The 17,072-nt window shown below is 70.3% G+C and carries 19 protein-coding genes; 10 read left to right on the top strand and 9 right to left on the bottom strand.

All coding sequences use genetic code 11. The annotated features are described in order from the left end of the window. The first annotated feature begins 544 nt into the window (after positions 1 to 544). Positions 545 to 3,424: a sacsin N-terminal ATP-binding-like domain-containing protein gene (locus tag QC180_RS21900; protein ID WP_278264664.1), complete on the top strand. Its 2,880-nt coding sequence runs from the start codon at positions 545 to 547 to the stop codon at positions 3,422 to 3,424. A gap of 1 nt (position 3,425) precedes the next feature. Here the strand turns inward: QC180_RS21900 and QC180_RS21895 are convergent, their stop codons facing one another. Further along, positions 3,426 to 3,965, bottom strand: coding sequence for a TetR/AcrR family transcriptional regulator (locus QC180_RS21895; protein WP_278264865.1), 540 nt, complete (start codon positions 3,963 to 3,965; stop codon positions 3,426 to 3,428). Here QC180_RS21895 and QC180_RS21890 point away from each other — a divergent pair. Together QC180_RS21890 and QC180_RS21885 are read left to right on the top strand one after the other, a co-directional pair. Continuing rightward, a complete protein-coding gene (locus QC180_RS21890; RefSeq protein WP_278264877.1) occupies positions 3,942 to 4,121 on the top strand; it encodes a hypothetical protein in 180 nt (59 codons plus the stop codon). The genes QC180_RS21895 and QC180_RS21890 overlap by 24 nt on opposite strands. Positions 4,122 to 4,170: 49 nt before the next feature. Then, positions 4,171 to 6,210 (top strand): neutral/alkaline ceramidase, encoded by a 2,040-nt coding sequence (locus QC180_RS21885; protein ID WP_278264663.1) that lies wholly within the window; start codon positions 4,171 to 4,173, stop codon positions 6,208 to 6,210. On the opposite strand, the gene QC180_RS21880 is transcribed toward QC180_RS21885, so the two are convergent. Beyond that, positions 6,207 to 6,467 (bottom strand): DUF2530 domain-containing protein, encoded by a 261-nt coding sequence (locus QC180_RS21880; RefSeq protein ID WP_278264662.1) that lies wholly within the window; start codon positions 6,465 to 6,467, stop codon positions 6,207 to 6,209. The genes QC180_RS21885 and QC180_RS21880 overlap by 4 nt on opposite strands. Positions 6,468 to 6,535: 68 nt before the next feature. On the opposite strand from QC180_RS21880, the gene QC180_RS21875 reads away from it, so the two are divergent. Then, positions 6,536 to 6,967: a MarR family winged helix-turn-helix transcriptional regulator gene (locus tag QC180_RS21875; RefSeq protein WP_278264661.1), complete on the top strand. Its 432-nt coding sequence runs from the start codon at positions 6,536 to 6,538 to the stop codon at positions 6,965 to 6,967. Here QC180_RS21875 and QC180_RS21870 read toward each other — a convergent pair whose 3' ends face one another. Then, positions 6,968 to 7,369: a YccF domain-containing protein gene (locus tag QC180_RS21870; RefSeq protein WP_278264660.1), complete on the bottom strand. Its 402-nt coding sequence runs from the start codon at positions 7,367 to 7,369 to the stop codon at positions 6,968 to 6,970. Between the two features lie 25 nt (positions 7,370 to 7,394). Between QC180_RS21870 and QC180_RS21865 the strand changes: the two genes are divergently transcribed. Both QC180_RS21865 and QC180_RS21860 read left to right on the top strand, forming a co-directional pair. Beyond that, entirely contained in the window at positions 7,395 to 8,198 is an 804-nt protein-coding gene (locus QC180_RS21865; RefSeq protein WP_278264659.1) for a TrmH family RNA methyltransferase, read from the top strand. Beyond that, complete coding sequence (locus tag QC180_RS21860) at positions 8,195 to 8,497, top strand: DUF2537 domain-containing protein (RefSeq protein ID WP_278264658.1); 303 nt, start codon at positions 8,195 to 8,197, stop codon at positions 8,495 to 8,497. Before QC180_RS21865 ends, QC180_RS21860 begins: the two co-directional genes overlap by 4 nt. Before the next feature lie 12 nt (positions 8,498 to 8,509). Here the strand turns inward: QC180_RS21860 and QC180_RS21855 are convergent, their stop codons facing one another. The 4 genes from QC180_RS21855 to QC180_RS21840 all read right to left on the bottom strand — a co-directional run bounded on the left by QC180_RS21855 (position 8,510) and on the right by QC180_RS21840 (position 12,894). Then, positions 8,510 to 9,232: a DUF6928 family protein gene (locus QC180_RS21855; protein WP_278264657.1), complete on the bottom strand. Its 723-nt coding sequence runs from the start codon at positions 9,230 to 9,232 to the stop codon at positions 8,510 to 8,512. A gap of 45 nt (positions 9,233 to 9,277) precedes the next feature. After that, the gene (sepH, locus tag QC180_RS21850) at positions 9,278 to 10,282 is read right to left on the bottom strand and encodes a septation protein SepH (protein ID WP_278264656.1); all 1,005 of its coding nucleotides are present in this window, start codon (positions 10,280 to 10,282) and stop codon (positions 9,278 to 9,280) included. Between the two features lie 301 nt (positions 10,283 to 10,583). After that, positions 10,584 to 11,705 (bottom strand): phosphoserine transaminase, encoded by a 1,122-nt coding sequence (gene serC, locus QC180_RS21845; protein ID WP_278264655.1) that lies wholly within the window; start codon positions 11,703 to 11,705, stop codon positions 10,584 to 10,586. 76 nt (positions 11,706 to 11,781) lie between these two features. Then, on the bottom strand, positions 11,782 to 12,894 hold the full coding sequence (locus QC180_RS21840; RefSeq protein ID WP_278264654.1) for an FAD-dependent oxidoreductase: 1,113 nt from the start codon (positions 12,892 to 12,894) through the stop codon (positions 11,782 to 11,784). A gap of 76 nt (positions 12,895 to 12,970) precedes the next feature. Here QC180_RS21840 and QC180_RS21835 point away from each other — a divergent pair, with 76 nt between their 5' ends. Further along, entirely contained in the window at positions 12,971 to 13,633 is a 663-nt protein-coding gene (locus tag QC180_RS21835) for a TetR/AcrR family transcriptional regulator (RefSeq protein ID WP_278264653.1), read from the top strand. Positions 13,634 to 13,691: 58 nt separating this feature from the next. Beyond that, positions 13,692 to 14,375: a hypothetical protein gene (locus tag QC180_RS21830; protein WP_278264652.1), complete on the top strand. Its 684-nt coding sequence runs from the start codon at positions 13,692 to 13,694 to the stop codon at positions 14,373 to 14,375. 157 nt (positions 14,376 to 14,532) lie between these two features. Here the strand turns inward: QC180_RS21830 and QC180_RS21825 are convergent, their stop codons facing one another. Both QC180_RS21825 and QC180_RS21820 read right to left on the bottom strand, forming a co-directional pair. Beyond that, positions 14,533 to 14,970, bottom strand: a complete 438-nt coding sequence (locus QC180_RS21825) for a GbsR/MarR family transcriptional regulator (RefSeq protein WP_278264651.1) — start codon at positions 14,968 to 14,970, stop codon at positions 14,533 to 14,535. Then, on the bottom strand, positions 14,964 to 15,695 hold the full coding sequence (locus tag QC180_RS21820) for an alpha/beta fold hydrolase (protein WP_278264650.1): 732 nt from the start codon (positions 15,693 to 15,695) through the stop codon (positions 14,964 to 14,966). The genes QC180_RS21825 and QC180_RS21820 overlap by 7 nt, the downstream gene beginning before the upstream one ends. 192 nt (positions 15,696 to 15,887) lie before the next feature. Here QC180_RS21820 and QC180_RS21815 point away from each other — a divergent pair, with 192 nt between their 5' ends. Together QC180_RS21815 and QC180_RS21810 are read left to right on the top strand one after the other, a co-directional pair. Next, a complete protein-coding gene (locus QC180_RS21815) occupies positions 15,888 to 16,421 on the top strand; it encodes a helix-turn-helix domain-containing protein (RefSeq protein ID WP_278264649.1) in 534 nt (177 codons plus the stop codon). A gap of 9 nt (positions 16,422 to 16,430) precedes the next feature. After that, positions 16,431 to 17,003, top strand: a complete 573-nt coding sequence (locus QC180_RS21810; RefSeq protein WP_278264648.1) for a PIN domain-containing protein — start codon at positions 16,431 to 16,433, stop codon at positions 17,001 to 17,003. Positions 17,004 to 17,072 lie beyond the last annotated feature (69 nt).

Here is a 17,072-nt window from a genome sequence, read left to right as displayed (position 1 = left end):
TCGCGGCGGAATCCGAGCCGACGGCCAGCGCCGAAGCCGTTGACGCAGCCACTGAGGCCACCGTCGCGGCCGCGAGCGAGCCCACGGATTCCGAGTCCGACCCGGTCGTGGGAACCGCTGCCGCTGAGATGGGCGCCGCGGACGCTTCGGGTAGCGGCCAGGGGACCCAGCCCGCGGAGACCGACGCACCGGCTTCCGGCGACGTCGCCGTGTCCCACACCGGCGCGGATGCCACTCCCGGCACGGAGGCGAAGGTCGAGCAGTCGGGCGGCACCGATACCGCTGGTGCTACCGAGGCCACCGCCGTCAGCGCATCCGCTGACCCGTCGATCGAAGCTGACACCACCGCCACCAGCGCGGCCGAGGAGGCTCCCGCCGACTCCGCGACGGCCGAGGCCGCTGAGGACGCGCACGTTTCCGCTGAGGCCGGGGTCGATGTGGAGCACGGATCGCCGGTGGCGCGCTGAACGCTGTGGCTGACCCGTTCGGGACCGCGGGGCTGCGGGACGGGGTTCTCGCGGCGTGGCGGGATTCGCCTACGCGGTTGCGGGAGGACAGTGCGAGTGAGGGCGATCTGGTGGCGGCGGGCTATCGGGATCGGTTGCTCACCGAGCTGGCGCAGAACGCGGCCGACGCGGCGGCCAAGGGCGGGGTCGCCGGGGCGGTGACGGTGCGGGTGCTCGACGGGCGCCTGCACCTCGCGAATACCGGTGCGCCGCTGGATGTCGCGGGGGTGCACGCGCTGACGGCGCTGCGTGCGTCGGGCAAGGGTGATGCCGCGCAGGTCGGGCGGTTCGGCGTCGGGTTCACCGCCGTGCGCTCGGTGGGCGACGAGGTCGAGGTGCGATCGACCACCGGGTCCATTCGCTTTTCACGCACGGCCACGCTGAATGCCTTGCACGACAACGGGATCACCGTCCCGGAGGGTCTGTCCGCTCTCGCGCCGCCGGTCCTGCGCCTGGCCTGGCCCGTCCCGACCACCCCGCCCGAGGGCTTCGACACCGAGATCGTCATCCACCTGCGCGACGACATCGACGCCGACGCACTCCTCGATGCGATGCGCGACGAAGCCCCTGACCTGCTCCTGGAACTCCCCGCCCTCCAGCGCATCCGCATCGGCGACGACGAATTCGCCAGCGCGGTAACAGAACTCGGTGACCTGGACGAACTGTCCATCACCCTCCCGTCGGGCACCACCCGCACCTGGTGGCAGTTCCGCACCGCCCGCGCCCGCTGGCTGCTCCCACTGCACCACGGCCGCCCGGTCCCCGCCGCCCCGGATGTCCTGCGCGCCCCCACCCGCTCCGACGAGGAACTCTCCCTCCCGGCCCTCCTCGTCGCCGACATCCCCATGCAGCCCGACCGACGCCGCCTCCTCCCCGGCGCCCCCCTCACCGACATCGCCACCGGCTACGCCGATTTCGCCCGCGCCCTCCCACCCCGCGACCGCCTCACCCTGGTCCCCACCCCCGGCTTCCCCCGCAGCGAAGCCGACACCCTCCTGCGCGAAGCGATCATCACCGAACTCCGCACCCACCCCTGGCTCCCGACCTGCCCCACCGACCCCGCACCCCCCACCGACGCACTGCTCCTCGCCGACCCGGCCGACCACTCGGCCCACGAGGACGCGCGCACCACGCGGCCCGCCGCGATCCACGACACGTCCCAGGAACGCAGCGGTCTCACCGACCCCGATGCCCTCCCGACAGATCACGACCCACACCTCCGCACACCCACTCTCGGCGACCCCGCAGCGGCAACGGCCACTCCCCGCGAGGCCGACCTCACCACCCCCACCCGCGCGACCGTCTTCCCCGACCTCACCCCGGACCTCGCCCCCCTCCTCGCCGAGATCACCGGCCCCCTCCTGATCCCGGAACTCTCCGGCCGCGAGCACCAGGACAAACTCTCCGTCCTCGACGTCCACCGCCTGGGCCCCGCCGCCCTGGCCGAGACCACCAGCGGCCTGGATCGCGAACCCCGCTGGTGGCAACGCTTCTACGCCGCGCTGCAACCCTTCGTCACCGATTCCCGCATCGCCGAGGAACTGGGCGCGCTCGCCGTCCCGCTGGCCGACGGCCGCGTGGTGACCGGCCCGCGCACCGTCGTGCTCGACGACCAACTCACCGTCGCCGTGCCGGTGCACTGGGCGCGGCTGGTGCACCCGGACGCGACCCATGCCCTGCTGTCCCGGCTGGGCGCCCGCAGCGCCTCCGCCGACGACCTGCTCGCCGACCCAGGTCTGCGCGATCTGCTCGACCAGGACCCGGCCGACCCGGACACCGTCGCCGCCGTCCTCCAGCTGGCGCCGTTCGCGTCACCGCACGAGCTGCCGCACTGGCTCGGCCAGCTCGAACTCCCCGACGACACCGGCGAACCGCGCCCCGCCGACGAACTGCTGCTCCCGGGCGCCCCGCTGGCCACAGTGCTGGCCGAGGACGCCCCCTTCGGCACCGTGGCCGCCGCGACGGTCACCGAGCACGGCGAGGCGGCGTTGCGCGCGATCGGTGTCGGCTGGGATTTCGCCGTGCTCACCGAACCCGACCCGGTCGGCCCGGATCACGACCTCGACGACGAACCCGACTGGTGGGACAGCCTTTCCGAGGACCCGCGCGAGCTCACCGCCGTCCGCGACCTCGACCTGGTCGACGAGACCCGCTGGGCCACCGCCTTGCGCCTGCTGCTGGCCGACCCGCGCACCCGCGCCCTGCTCGCCGACCGCGACGGCTACACCGCCTGGTGGCTGCACCGCCACGCCCACCTCGACGGCGTCCCGCTCGGTCGTCTGCGCCACCCCGACGACACCGAATTCGCCGGTCTGCTCCCGGCTTTCCCGTCCGAGGGCTTCGACCCCCGCGACCTCGACGCCCTGCGCCCGCTGCTGGTGCGCCCCGAGGTCATGTCGGCCGCGCTGGCCGAGGAACTGCTCGACGCCCTCGCCGATCCGGCCAACACCCCCGCCCCGGATGTCGTCGCGCGCACGCACACCCGGCTGGCCGCCGCCGTCGCCGAGGGCACCCTGGACCCGCGCGATCTCGACCTGCCCGACCAGGTCCGGGCGCTGTCCGGCGTGGTCGTCGCGGCGAGCACGGCCATGGTCCTGGATCAGCCCGAGTTCGGGCTCGTGGTGCCCGCCGAGCGGCTGGTCGCGGGGGAGCACGCGGAGGCGCTGGCCACGCTGCTCGACCTCCCGCTGGTCTCCGAGGAGGTCAGTGCCGAGATCCTCGGGGCGGGCAGGCGGACGAGCTGGGCCGATCCGATGGGCGTGGTGCTGCGTCAGCTGTGGTCGCCGCCGGACACCTCCGGCGAGCTGGTGCTGCACGAGACGCTGGAAGTGCATCTGCGCGGCGCGATCACCGGCACCGTGCGGGTGCCGTGGTGGAGCGCCGACGGCGCGGTGCACGTGCAGGTGCCGCGCGGCTGACTCAGTGCGCGTGCGTGGCGACCATGGCCGCGAGCAGGTCGAGCTGGGTCTGCACCGATTCGCTGTCGTCGTCGACCAGCCAGCGCAGCACGATCCCGTCGATCACGGCCAGACTGAACCGGCTCAGTTCGGTGACGGGGGTGGTCCAGGTGGTCTCGGTGGCCTCGCGGCAGTGGTCGAGCACATCGGCGACGGTGCTGTCGTTGAAGCCGTACTGGTCGCGCGCGATGGCGATCTTGGCGGGCGTGGCCTCACCCTCGCGCAGCGAATAGGTGGTGGTCTCGTAGGTGAGCAGCTGACGTTCGGGAGTGGCTTCGATGTTGCGCCACATCAGCTCGAGCGCGCGGCGCACCAATTTCTGAAGCGCGTCTTTTCCGGTTCCGACGTCTTCCCATACCGACTCTTCGGCGTCGACGGAATCCCGCAATTCGATCGAGAGCGCTTTGACCAGCTCGGTCATCAGCGCGTCCTTGTTTTCGAAACAGTAATGCACCACTCCGAGCGAGACACCGGCCGCTTGGGCGACATCGCGCGTGGTCACGCCCGCGACGCCCTTTTTCTCGGCGAGACCGATCGCTGCCTCGATCAGGTGGGCTCGTCGTTCTTCGACGCTCAATCGGGAGGACACGTGTGCGAGTTAAGCGCTCGCGTCGCGAACAGTCAATTCGCCGATCCGGCCGAAATCCTGGACATATGACCAGTTGATGTGGTTGTCTCCGAAACGGAAGTTGCGAAGGAGTCGCCTGATGTCCCTGTCCCGCCGCACTGTGCTCGCCGCTTCGGCGCTGAGTGTCACCGCCGTGCCACTCGTGCCGACGCTGGGTTCGCCCGCCGCTCGCGCGAATCCGAAAAGCGATGGGTTCGAATTCGGAACCGGGATCGCGGATCTCACCGGTCCGGCCGCGGAATGCGGCATGATGGGCTATTCACAACTCGAGCAGACCACCGCCGGAATTCATCTACGTCCGCGCGCCCGCGCTTTCGTCATCGGCGAGGGCGAGAATCGCATCGCGTATGTGGCGGTGGAGAACGGCGCGGTGTTCGGATCGGTGCACAGCGGTGTTCTGCTCGCGCTCGCCCGACGTTTCGGTGATCGATACACCGAGCGCAATGTCGTGCTCACCTCCACCCACACCCACGCGAGCTGTGGTGGATCGGCCCACGACTACGCCTATACCCTGGCGACGCTGGGATTCCAGCAGCAGGTCTACGACGCGGAGGTGGCGGGCATCGTCGAGGCGATCGCGGCCGCCGACGCCGACTACGGGCCGGGCACGATCGCCGTGGGCCGGTCGCACCTGCGCGACGCGAGTGTCAACCGCTCGCGGGTGGCCTTCGACCGCAACCCCGCCGAGGATCGCGCGGCCTTCCCGGACGCCGTCGACCCGGCGGTGACGACGCTGGTCTTCCGGCGGGGTGGGCGCGAGGTCGGCGCGCTCACCTGGTTCGCCACCCACAACACCTCGATGACCAACGCGAACCGCCTGATCAGCTCGGACAACAAGGGCTATGCCAGCTACGCCGCCGAGCAGCTCGAGCACGGCGTCCGGCATCTGGACGGCAGGCCCGACTACATCGCCGCCTTCGCCCAGACCAATGCCGGTGATATGTCACCGAATCTGAACCTGCGCCCGGGTGACGGCCCGACCACCGACGAGTTCGCCAACACCCGCATCATCGGCGAACGGCAATACGACGCGTCGAAAGCGGCCGCGCGACAAGCGGTCCCGATGACCGGATCGGTCGGCGCGCTGCTCTGTTATATCGACCTCGCCGACCTGCCCGTCGACGGCCGCTTCACTCCCGACGGCGCCCCGCGCCGCACCTCGCCCGCCGCCGCCGGTGTCTCGCTGGCCGCGGGCAGTGTCGAGGACGGTCCCGGCCTGCCCGGCGGGCCGATCCCCGAGGGCGTGCACAATCCGATGGTCGATTTCCTCGGCGGTATCGACCAGCCGCATCCCGCCTGGCTGGCCGACGCGCAGGCCCCCAAGGCGATCTTCGCGCCGCTGGGGCTGATGCCGCCGGTGCCGTGGGTGCCGAATGTGGTTCCGGTGCAGCTGGTCCGGATCGGTACGCTGTATCTGGCCGCGGCCGGTGCGGAGTTCACCATCGTCGCGGGGTTGCGGGTGCGACGCGCGGTGGCCGCGGTGCTCGGCGTCGCGGTGGAGCAGGTGTTGCTCCAGGGCTACGCCAACGGCTACCACGAGTACGTGACCACTCCGGAGGAGTACGACGCGCAGCAGTACGAGGGCGCCTCGACCCTGTTCGGGCGCTACACCCTGTGCGGCTATGTGCAGGAATTCACCCGGGTGGCCGAAGCGTTCGTCGCGGGCGCGGCGGTGGGACGGGGTCCGGCGCCGCGTGATGTCTCCGCGCTGCAACCGAGCTTCGCGACCGTGCCCGGCCCGGACGCGACACCACCCGGGCGCGACTTCGGTGACGTGCTCGCGCAGCCGGTCGACACCGCGCGCGGCGACCGGGTGTCGGTCGAGTTCGTCTCGGCGCATCCCAAGCACAATCCCCGGCGCGGGAGCACCTTCCTGGAGGTGCAGCGCCGCACGGGCGCGGGGGACTGGGTGCGGGTGGCCAACGAGGGGGAGTGGGACGTGCGGTTCCACTGGAGCTCGGGCGGTCCGGCGATCTCGCTCGCGCGATTCACCTGGGATGTCCCCGCGACTGTCGAGCCGGGTTTACACCGCTTCGTGCATTTCGTGGATGTTCTCCAGGCCGATGGCACCCTGCGTCCGGTCGTCGGGACGAGTGCGGAGTTCCAGGTCAGCGCCTAATCAGTCTGAAGGCCGACCTGTGCGCCCTTGTCGCCGCGACGGGCGGACCGGCGCTGCGCGAGGAAGATCGAGGAGCCGAGCACCCCGACCGCGAGCCCCATCAGGCACACCGGTCGGGCGTCGGCCAGGGCCGGGACCAGCCACGACAGGGCGGTGGCGACGATCCAGGCGACGAATCCGGCGAGCACGACCGGGCGCGGGTCGACCAGGTATCGGGGCAGGTGCGGAATCTCGGGGGTGACGCGTCCGGCTTCCATACCCAAACAGTAGCCGGGTGAAACCCGATCTGGCAGCCGGACGTACCGTAGAGTTCTGCACTGTGACAATGCCATCCGACGTCCGCGCCCTGGCCGGTGACCTCTCACTGGCGATCGTGCGGCTCACGAGACACCTGCGCGGCCGTCGTACCGACGCGCAGATCTCGCTCACCCAGCTGTCGGCACTCGCCACGCTGGCGCGCGACGGCGCGATGACACCGGGCACCCTGGCGGGCAAGGAGCGCGTGCAACCGCCGTCGATGACCCGCGTCATCGCCTCGCTGGCCGACCTGGCGCTGGTGGATCGCCGCCCGCATCCGACCGACGGCAGGCAGATCATCGTCTCGCTGACGTCCGCGGGCCGGGCCCTGATCGCCGACGAGACCCACGCGCGCGAGGCGTGGATGACCGATCAGCTGGCCGTGCTCGATCCGCAGCAGCTCGCGGTGCTGGATCAGGCGGTCGCGATCATGAACCAGATCGTCGCCGGATCCGAATAGTCAGACCTGGGCCCGCGCGTCGTCGGAGGCGACCACCTCGTGCCCGAGCGGGAACAGCGCCAGCGGCACCAGCTTGAGATTGGCCCAGGCGAAGGGCAGGCCGATGATGGTGATCGCCAGGGCGATGCTGGTGGTGATGTGGCCCAGCGCCAGCCACCAGCCCGCGAAGACGAACCAGATCACATTGCCGATCAGCGAGCCCGCGCCCGCGCTCGGCTTGCTCACCACCGTGCGCCCGAACGGCCACAGCACATAGCCCGCGTTGCGCAGCGAGGCGATGCCGAAGGGGATGGTGATGATCAGAATGAAGCAGATGAGCGCCGCCAACAGGTAGCCCAGGGCCATCCAGAAGCCGCACAGCACCACCCAGAGAATGTTCAAGATCAACTGTACGACCTTCATGTCTCCAGCATGCCAGGATGAGCGCGTGGCCGCAGTGATAGACATCGACGATTCCGCCGACCCCAGGGTCGACGACTTCCGCGATCTGTCCTCCGCCGATCGCCGACCCGACCTGCCCGGCCGCAAGGGGCTGGTGATCGCCGAGGGCGTGGTCGTGGTGCAGCGCATGCTCGCGTCCCGGTTCGCGCCCACCGCGCTGCTCGGGGTCGGCAAACGCTACGAGGCACTCGTCGACGATCTCGCCGACCGCGACATCCCGTACTACCGTGCCACCGCCGAGGTGATGGCCGAGATCGTCGGCTTCCACCTCAATCGCGGTGTCCTCGCCGTCGCGCCCCGGCCCGCCGAACTCACCCCGGCCGAGGTGCTCGACGGGGCGCGCACGGTGGCGGTGCTCGAGGGCGTCAACGATCACGAGAACCTCGGCTCGATGTTTCGCAACGCGGCGGGCCTGGGCGCCGACGCGGTGCTGTTCGGTGATCGGGTGGCCGATCCGCTGTATCGCCGGGCGGTGCGGGTCTCGATGGGACACGTGCTGCGCGTGCCGTTCGCGACCCTGCCGTCCTGGCCGGGCGGCCTGGACCTGCTGCGCGAGCGCGGTTTCCAGATCATCGCGCTGACCCCGAATCCGGCGGCGGTGAACCTTGCCACGGCCATGACCGGGGAGAAGGTGGCGCTGCTGCTCGGGGCCGAGGGCCCGGGGCTCACCGAGGAGGCCATACGCGCCACCGATGTGCGCGCCCGCATCCCGATGTCACCGGGGACCGATTCGCTCAATGTCGCCACGGCCGCCGCGATGGCGTTCTACGAGCGGGTGCGGACCTCGTGAAGCCCGACGGTCCCTATCGCGCGCAACCGGATTCGGTCCCGTGGGCGGCCGGGTGCACCGTCATCGTGCTGGTCGCCGCCCTCGGCGCGACCGCGGTGTACGCCTTCGGCGCCGCGCTGGCCGCCGTGCATCCGCTGCTCGCGGTCGCGGTGAACGTGGTCGCGGTGCTCGGCGTGGCGCCGACGGCCTGGCGCTGGCGCTACACGCCGGTGGTGCGCTGGGTACTCGCCGGGGCCGCGGTGGGCCTGGTGCTGGGCTGGCTGGCGGTCGTCGTCGACGGGCTCAGCGGCCTGCGCTGACCGCTCCGGCGCTCACCGCACCCGGTCGCCGCCGCGCAGCCAGCCGAACAACCCGTGCCGATGGCGCGGTTCGCTGACCTGCCGCTCCGGCAGCCGCGGCGCCCGCCCTTTCGGATACAGCGTGAATCCGCAGACGGCCACCGAGCCCGGCGTCAGTTCCTCCTCGCCGGTGCCGAGATAGCGGAAACCGAGCCATTCGTCATTGGCCGCGTCGGCGAACTCCGGCGGGTCGAACGGCAGCGACTGCGGTTCCGGATGATCCGGCCCGCGCCACGGCACCGGATGTTCCCCGGCCCAGTACGGCCGCTCCCAGACCATCGGCAGCCCTTCGTTCTCCAGGATGTCGACGCGGGTGGAACTGAACGAACGCCGGAATTCCCCACGCTCCCAATGCGCGAACGCGCCCCAGTGCACCGAGGAATCGAACGACACCAGGAAGGTGTGCTCCGAGGCCAACGGCCGCACCAGCAGATCGGGCAGCTTGGTCGGTTCCACCAGCGCGGCCTCGGCCGTGCACACCACTGTCAAGCCGGGGTAACACCCGATGTAGACCTCGTCGCGGTCCGGGGCCGCGCAGCCCTCGAGCGTGCCGATCATGATCGGACGCACGTCGTGCTCGGCGTAGAGCTGCCCGGCCAGGGCCGCGGCGGCCTCGGGATCGGGGTCGGGGCCCTCTTTCAGCACCGCCAACGGATCGGCGGTGTCGATGTACCAGAGCGTGGAAGCCGATCGCATGAACCCACCTCCTGTCCCGCCACCGGCGAGATGTCGCGCGGGGTGCTAGTGACCTGAGCTGCGGACGCCCAGCAGGACGTCTTCCCAGGACGGCATGGGCGCCTTGCCGCGCTTCGGGCGAGCGGGCTTCGGGGCGGGCTTGTCGACCGCCACCGGCTCGTCCGCCGTCGGCGGTTCCTGCTGCGCCACCGGCTGACTCGGGGCCGCGGGCACCGGCGTCGCCGGAACGGGCGCGGGGGCAGGGGCCGGAGCCGCGGCGGGGACCGGCGCGGCCGGAATCGCCGCCGCGCCACCACCCGCGGCGACCTGACGCTGCTCGTAGAACTCGTCGAACTTCGGCTGCGGCCGGGCGGCCGGGCGCGCGGTGGGCGCGAGCTGTTCGCGCGGACGCGGTTCCACCGGGATCGGCGGCTCGACGACCGGTGCGGCGGGCTCGGGCAGGATGGTGGCCAGCCCGCGCAGCGCGCGGCCGAAGTCGGGGTCGATCAGGTCGGTGGCCGGGTCGTCGAGCGGGGAGACCGAGCCGCCGTGCGCGTCGGGCTGGTAGCGCCAGTGCGCGGCGATCTCGGAATGACCGTGCCGCCACTGCAATTGCGCGACCCAGAAACCCTTCTCGTCCTTCCAGGCGTCCCACTCGGCCTGTTCGATGGTGTGGCCGCGCTCGGCGAAGGCCGCGGTGACGATCTCGTGCAGCGTCTCCACGGCGGGGCCGTCGGGCCGCACCGGGTGGGCTTTCTGCGCCAGTTCCGCGGCGCGAGCGCGCTCGAGCAGCACTGGGTAGGCGAAACGTTCGACTTTGGTGGCGGGCATGCCCGATTCCGCCTGGACCTGCTCGACGGACGCACCGGCTCGAATACGGGCCTGGATATCGCGAGGACGCATGGACGCCTCCGTTTCGATCTCGATCTGGCCGAATCGTGCGAGGTCGCCACGCGCCGCCGCGCGGAGCTTGTCGTCGGCGGGCAGTCGGAACTTGGTACCGGACTCGATGTCGCTGCACACGATGTGCGTGGAGTCGGGCGTCACCCCGATCACTCGAAGTTCACGCACCGTTACCTCCTTATCGAGTCGGCTCCGTCTGCAAGGACACCGCCCACTTTCCTAGACAGTAGTGCACATTACTTGCCCGCCGCAGCAGACACGCACGACCGAAATCGCGCACGGGGGCTCCCGCTCCGGCTAATCTGAGCGGCTCCCCACTCGAATTCCGGTCCTGTGCAGGGACTTTGGTGATGGATCAACATCATTTAGCGATGCTCGAGAAAAGCAAATATTGCGAACACATGGCAAAGCGCCGGTGCGTGGCGAAGCTAATACCTCGCCGCGCACCGGCGCTGATTGCGGTCTTATCTCAGAGCTGTCCGACGACCCAGTCGATCGAACGGGTCAGCTGCGAAACATCTTCCGGATCGATGGCCGGGAACATGCCCACGCGCAGCTGGTTGCGGCCCAGCTTGCGGTACGGCTCGGTGTCGACGATGCCGTTGGCGCGCAGGATCTTGGCGACCTGGGCCGCGTCGACCGCGTCGTCGAAGTCGATGGTGCCCACGACCTGCGAGCGGTGCGCCGGATCGGTGACGTACGGGGTGGCGAAGGAGCTCGACTCGGCCCACGAGTACAGGCGCGAGGACGAGTCCAGGGTGCGCTTGACGGTCCAGTCCAGGCCGCCGTTGGCGTTCATCCACTCGATCTGGTCGGCGAACAGCAGCAGGGTGGCCAGCGCCGGGGTGTTGTAGGTCTGGTCCTTGGTGGAGTTGTCGATGGCGATCGGCAGCGACAGGAACTCCGGGGTCCAGCGACCCGACTCCTTGATCTCGGCGACGCGGGCCAGCGCGGCCGGGCTCATGATCGCGATCCACAGGCCACCGTCGGCGGCGAAGCACTTCTGCGGGGCGAAGTAGTAGACGTCGGAGTCGGCGATGTTCACCGGCAGGCCGCCCGCGCCGGAGGTGGCGTCGATGGCGATCAGCGCGTTCTCCGAACCGGCCGGACGCGAGACCGGGATGGACACACCAGTCGAGGTCTCGTTGTGGGCCCAGCCGATGAGGTCGACGCTCGGGTCCGAGACGGGCTCGGGCGCGCTGCCCGGCTCCGACGACACCACGATCGGGTCGCCGATGAACGGGTTGCCCTTGGCCACCGAGGCGAACTTCGAGGAGAACTCGCCGTTGGTCAGGTGCAGCGAACGCTCGCGGATCAGGCCGAACGCGGCGGCGTCCCAGAACGCGGTGGTGCCACCGTTGCCGAGCACGACCTCGTAGCCCTCGGGCAGCGAGAACAGCTCACGCAGGCCGTTGCGAACGCGCGCGACCACGTCCTTGACCGGCTTCTGGCGATGGGAGGTGCCGAACACCGAGGCACCGACAGTCACCAGGGACTGCAGCTGCTCCGGGCGGACCTTGGAGGGTCCGCAGCCGAACCGTCCGTCGGCGGGCTTGAGGTCGGCGGGAATCGTCGGGAACGCACTGGTCATGCGGGCGAGTTTAGTAGTCGGGGGATTGCCGTGGTGGTGGTGGGTCGGGTCCTGTGAGACGGGCCACCCGCCGCGCTCAGCCGACCCCGCTCAGGAAGTCGACCAATCCCGTGGGTGCGCTCGCGCCCAGGCACAGCTCCAGGATGCGGTGCGCGTCCACCGCCGCCGCAGCGCTGCGCGGGAACAGCACCGCCTCGTAGGCCGCGAGGGCGGCCTCGGTGTCGCCGGGATGCGCGACCAGGGCCAGGGCGAGTTCGGCGCCGTCGAGCATGGCCAGGTTCGCGCCGTCACCCGCCGGTGGGGACAGGTGCGCGGCGTCGCCGAGCAGCGTGACGCCGGGGACGCGGTCCCAGCGGTGTCCGGCCGGGAGGGCGTGGATCGGGCGGGGGACCGGCGGGGTGTCGCCGTCGGTGATCAGGGCGATCAGCTCGGGGGCCCAGCCGTCGAATTCGGCGGCGACGCGGGTCAGCGCGGCGGTGGGGTCGGCGAAGTCGATGTCGTCGAGCCAGTCGGCGGGACGCGCCAACTCGACATAGGTGTGCAGGATGTCGCCCGCCTCGCGGTGCGCGGAGATGCCCTCGCCGGGCGCGAGCGCGAACATGCCGCCCCGGCCGACCGTCGCGGCCGCGACCGGGTGCGCGCGGTCCACGTCGTGGAGATAGGTCTCGACGAACACGGCGCCCGCGTACTCGGGCCGCGCGTCGGAGACCAGCGGGCGGACCTTCGACCAGGCGCCGTCGGCGCCGACGAGCAGATCGGTGCGGGTGGACGAGCCGTCCGCGAAGGTCACCTCGTGCCGTCCGTCGCCCAGCGGCCCGATGCCGGTCACCTTCTTGCCCCACCGCACGGTCCCGGCGGGCAGGGAGTCGAGCAGGATCCGGCGTAGATCCCCGCGCAGGACCTCGGGCCTGCTGTCCTCGTCGGGCTCGTCGAGCAGGACCTCGCCGTGCCGGTCGAGGATGCGGGAGGCCGCGCCGCCCACGTGGATGATCGCGCGGAACTCGTCGGCGAGCCCGGCCGCCGCCAAGGCGAACTGGCCGTCGTGTTCGTGGATGTCGAGCTGACCGCCCTGGGTGCGGGCGCCCGCCGAGGTCTCGGCCTCGTAGACCGTCGCGGGGATGCCGTGGACGTGCAGGACGCGGGCGAGGGTGAGGCCGCCCAGGCCCGCTCCGATGATCGTGACTGTCATGGTGGATCCCTCCGTGAGCTGTGTGGAACGCTGTTCCAGTTTGGAACAACGTTCCAGAAGTGTCAAGATGGGGGGTATGGCACCCAGAGGTCAGCGGCGGGCCGACGCGCTGTCGAAGCACCGCATCGTCGACACCGCGATCGAGATCCTCGACACCGAGGGCGAGAGCGCGCTCACCTTCCGCGCGCTGGCGGCCCGGCTGGAAACCGGCAGCGGCGCGATCTACTGGCATGTGGCCGACAAGGGCGAACTGCTCGCCGCCGCGGCGGACGACGTCATCGCCCGGGTGCTGGCCGACCCGGACGCGAACACGGAACCCACGGTGGCGATCCGCGCCGTCGCACTCGGGATCTTCGACGCGATCGACGCCCGGCCCTGGGTCGGCACCCAACTCGGCCAGGCGCCCGGACAACTCGCGGTGCTGCGGATCTACGAGCGGATCGGCGGGCGCCTCGATGAGCTCGGCGTGCCGGAGGGGTCGCTGTTCTTCGCCGCCTCCGCGCTGGTCAACTACATCCTCGGCGTCGCCGGGCAGAACGCGGCCAATGCCCGGTTGGCCGTGCCCGGCGGCGACCGCTCGGCGTTCCTCGCGGCCGTGGCCGCCCGCTGGACCCGGCAGGACCCCGCCGAATTCCCGTTCGCCCACCGGATCGCCGGACAACTCGCCGACCACGACGACCGCGCACAGTTCCTCGCGGGCATCGACCTCGTCCTCGCCGGGATCACCACCCTGCGCTGACCGGCCGGGTGCGGGGAATTCGCCCTTGCGCGCCCGGCATCCGCATTACGCTTCCGCTATGAGCCTCGCCGTGGCCGACTCGGGTCGGACCCTGCTCGACCGATGTGCCTGGGCCTTCGGACGGCGGCGCGGTCTGCTGTCCGAGGCCGGACGCCGGGAACTGCTGATCAGGGGGTTGGCGGCGACCGCCACCGTGCTCTCGGTGCGCGCGCGACGCGGCGAGGGCGGCTACCGCTTCTCGGTCCGCGTCCAGCTCCCCGACCAACTCGCCTACGACACCCGCGTCCGGCAGCGGGTCCGTAGCCAGGACCTCGCCTGGATGCGTCCCGGCGACCTCGTCGACTGCCGGGTCGACCCCGGCGACCGCGAGCGCGTCGCCCTGTTCGTCCCCGAGGCACCCGAATCCGGCCGCAGCGCGGCGGCCAAGATCCTCGCCAACGGCCGCCGCGCCGAGGCCACCGTCCTCGCCGTGGCCCCCGTCGCCGCCGACTACACCGGCCGCGACGACCCGATCCTGCGCCTGGACCTGGAACTCCGGGCCTGGGACGAACCGATCCCCTGGCGGGTCCGCCTCATCCAGCCGGTGCCGCTGGCCGCCGTCGGCCACATTGAACTGGGCACGCGCCTCGCCGCCGCCTTCTTCACCGTCGACCGGGGCGATTCCGTCGCCCTCGATTTCGCCGCCCTCACTCGCGGCGGGTCCATGGACCGGTCGACGAACCACCGACCTGATCCGAGCTGACCTCACCGGCTGCCGGGCCGTGTCACGGAGCGAGAAGTCCTGGCAATCCGGAGAAGTCCTCAGGGTTCACCGTGTGCAGTGGCAACCGGCGCACCGACGCGATGGCCGCGATCATCAGATCGACGCAGCGTGGCTCCGGATTATGAGGCGATCGGTCTCACTCCCGCGCGCGCTCGCGCAGGACCCGCTCTCCGGCGTCGACGTAGGTCGTGAACAGCTCGGTGACCTCGCGCAGACGTTGTGTCGCCGGGGAGTCGGCGAGCGGTTCGGCGGCGCGGAGGGTGCGGATGAACGCGCGGGTGCGTTCGTGGCTGGCGGCCAGGAGCTGCTCGAATCCACCGGCGGCCTCGACGAGCAGGCGTCGACTGCCCGGGCTGGGGATGGTGTGGGCGAGTCCCCACGAGACGAGTTCGCGGATGGCGGTACTCACCGCGCCGGAGCTGAGCGACAGCTCGGCGCGCAACTGCTCCGAGGTCGACGGCTCACTGTGCAGCAGCAGGTAGCCGTAGACGCGCCCGGTCGCGCGGGGCAAACTCCAGGTCGCCAGCATGTCGCCCAGGGAATTCACGAACTGTTCCCGCTCGGGGCTCAGCACGCCAGCTCCCACTGAGCGAGAATCCCCAGCAGCACCCGGGTGGTCTCCTCCGGCGCATCCCAGGTGACCAGATGCCCCGCCCCCGGAATCACGTGCTCCACAACCCCTTCCGCCCGAGCCCATCGGGGCATCGCGGCCGCGATATTTCCCGTCCGATCCCGCTCACCCCGAATCAGGGCCAACGGCACCGGACACCGATATCCCGGCTCCGGCTCGACGAATGACACCGTCGCCCGCCACACATCCAGAAACACCCGCTTCGGCATCCGCGCGAAAACTCTTGCCGCCCTGGCGACCACCTCCGGCGATACCGCCGAAGCCCGAGCCATCACCCCCGGCAACATCTTCCCCGGAATCAACGCCAACAACGGCGCCGCCACCCGCAACCCCACCCGCTCGCCCCACGTCAACGGCCCCGCGTTCCACGCCGAATCCACCACGACCAACCCCGCCACCCGCTCGGCCCGCCCCCGCACGAACGCCTGCCCGATATTCCCTCCGAGCGAATGCCCCACCACCACAGCCCGCCCGACCCCACACTCCCGCAGCAACGCCGAAAGATCCTCCACCGCGTCCCCCGCCCCGAACCGCCCCACCAGCGTCGACTCCCCGTGCCCCCGCAGATCCCACGTCACCACCCGAAACCCCCGCCCGACCACCGCATCCACCTGCGCCTCGAACAGGGTGTGATCCATCCCCGCCCCATGCACGAACACCACCGCCACCCCACCACCCCCACTATCCGAATACACGATCTCGCCCCCAGGCCGCCCCAACCTACGATCCAGTTTCACCATTCTCTGAATATAGATCAGATGTTGGTCTGGATGTCGTAAGGCGAGTCTCGAACGGGGAGTCGGGTAGTATTCGAATAAATCGAACAATATTTCGAAACGTTCGAAAACCGAGGAGGTGCGATGGTCTCGCAACCGCTCGAAGAACGCACGTTCCTGCCTGACGATCGAGGACGGCTGGCTCCCGTCATGAGCTTCCTGGAAGCGCATGAGCGCAGGTGGGGTGTCGCGGCGAAGCCGAGCTACGCGCTGGTGGGCACCGATGAGGGTGATCGGATCGAACTCCCCGCCGATGTGCACCAGGCACTCAAACAGGTGGTCGCGGCGTTGTTGGCCGGTCGGGCCGTCACGATCGCGCCGCGCAGTATGACTCTGACCTCGCAGCAAGCGGCCGACCTGCTGGGTGTCAGCAGGCCGACTGTCAAGCGCCTGATCGAGAAGGGGGAGCTGCCCGCCCAACGGATCGGCACTCGGCACCGGCTCGATCTCGATGATGTGCTCGACTACCGCGAGGTGCGCCGTCGCCGCCAGTACGACGCCCTCGCAGAGACGGCCGTCGACATCTCCATCGACGACGACCCCGCCGATATCGAGCGTCACCTGCGCGAGGCCCGGCGCCTCGCGGCCGAACGGACTAGAGGCAAGCGCAACGACTGAGGGGGATCGGTGTTCGCGGTATTGCTCGACACGTGCGTTCTCTGGCCCAGCCTGCAGCGCGATTTCCTCTTGTCGCTAGCGGTCGAGGGGTTGTACCGCCCTTTGTGGTCCGAGCGGATTCTGTTGGAGCTGGAGTTGAGCGAATGCGCGAAACTCGTTGCCCGGGGCGAAGACGACATGACCGGGGCATCGCGAGCTCGGCGGCTCGTCACCACGCTCGAGTCACGGTTCGACGATGCTCTGGTTCTGAACTGGGAGCCACACGAGGGCGTCTTCGGGCTTCCGGATCCCGATGACGAGCATGTCGTGGCGGCTGCCGTCGTCGGTGGCGCCGACGCGATCGTCACCCAGAATCTCCGAGACTTTCCGGCTGATCGCCTACCGGACGGCCTCTCGGTTCGGACTGCGGCGGAATTCGCCGCCGACACGGTGGCGGTCTCCCCGGAGACGGCCATGTACGCGCTGCGCATGATGTTGAGCCGGTATCGGAACCCGATTGTCGCGGAGGAGGACGCGATGAAGATTCTGGTGTCCCGCTATGGGATGGATGACGCCGTCGATCTCTTGCGATCTGCGAGTTGACGTTGTCATAGCGACGTTCCGTGCGGTGCGGACGGAAACGAGTCGGTCCGGTCAGGTGATACCTGACCG

The sequence above is a fragment of the Nocardia anocheti genome, from assembly GCF_029675105.1.
Taxonomy (GTDB): Bacteria; Actinomycetota; Actinomycetes; order Mycobacteriales; family Mycobacteriaceae; genus Nocardia.
The sequence above is the reverse complement of the archived record's forward strand: the minus strand, read 5'-3'. Positions and strand labels throughout refer to the sequence as shown.

Coding starts and splice junctions, on each gene's coding strand:
- QC180_RS21885 (WP_278264663.1), top strand. CDS start 4,171: ATGTCCCTGTCCCGCCGCACTGTGCTCGCCGCTTCGGCGCTGAGTGTC.
- QC180_RS21880 (WP_278264662.1), bottom strand. CDS start 6,467: ATGGAAGCCGGACGCGTCACCCCCGAGATTCCGCACCTGCCCCGATAC.
- QC180_RS21875 (WP_278264661.1), top strand. CDS start 6,536: ATGCCATCCGACGTCCGCGCCCTGGCCGGTGACCTCTCACTGGCGATC.
- QC180_RS21870 (WP_278264660.1), bottom strand. CDS start 7,369: ATGAAGGTCGTACAGTTGATCTTGAACATTCTCTGGGTGGTGCTGTGC.
- QC180_RS21855 (WP_278264657.1), bottom strand. CDS start 9,232: ATGCGATCGGCTTCCACGCTCTGGTACATCGACACCGCCGATCCGTTG.
- serC (WP_278264655.1), bottom strand. CDS start 11,705: ATGACCAGTGCGTTCCCGACGATTCCCGCCGACCTCAAGCCCGCCGAC.
- QC180_RS21840 (WP_278264654.1), bottom strand. CDS start 12,894: ATGACAGTCACGATCATCGGAGCGGGCCTGGGCGGCCTCACCCTCGCC.
- QC180_RS21835 (WP_278264653.1), top strand. CDS start 12,971: ATGGCACCCAGAGGTCAGCGGCGGGCCGACGCGCTGTCGAAGCACCGC.
- QC180_RS21830 (WP_278264652.1), top strand. CDS start 13,692: ATGAGCCTCGCCGTGGCCGACTCGGGTCGGACCCTGCTCGACCGATGT.
- QC180_RS21815 (WP_278264649.1), top strand. CDS start 15,888: ATGGTCTCGCAACCGCTCGAAGAACGCACGTTCCTGCCTGACGATCGA.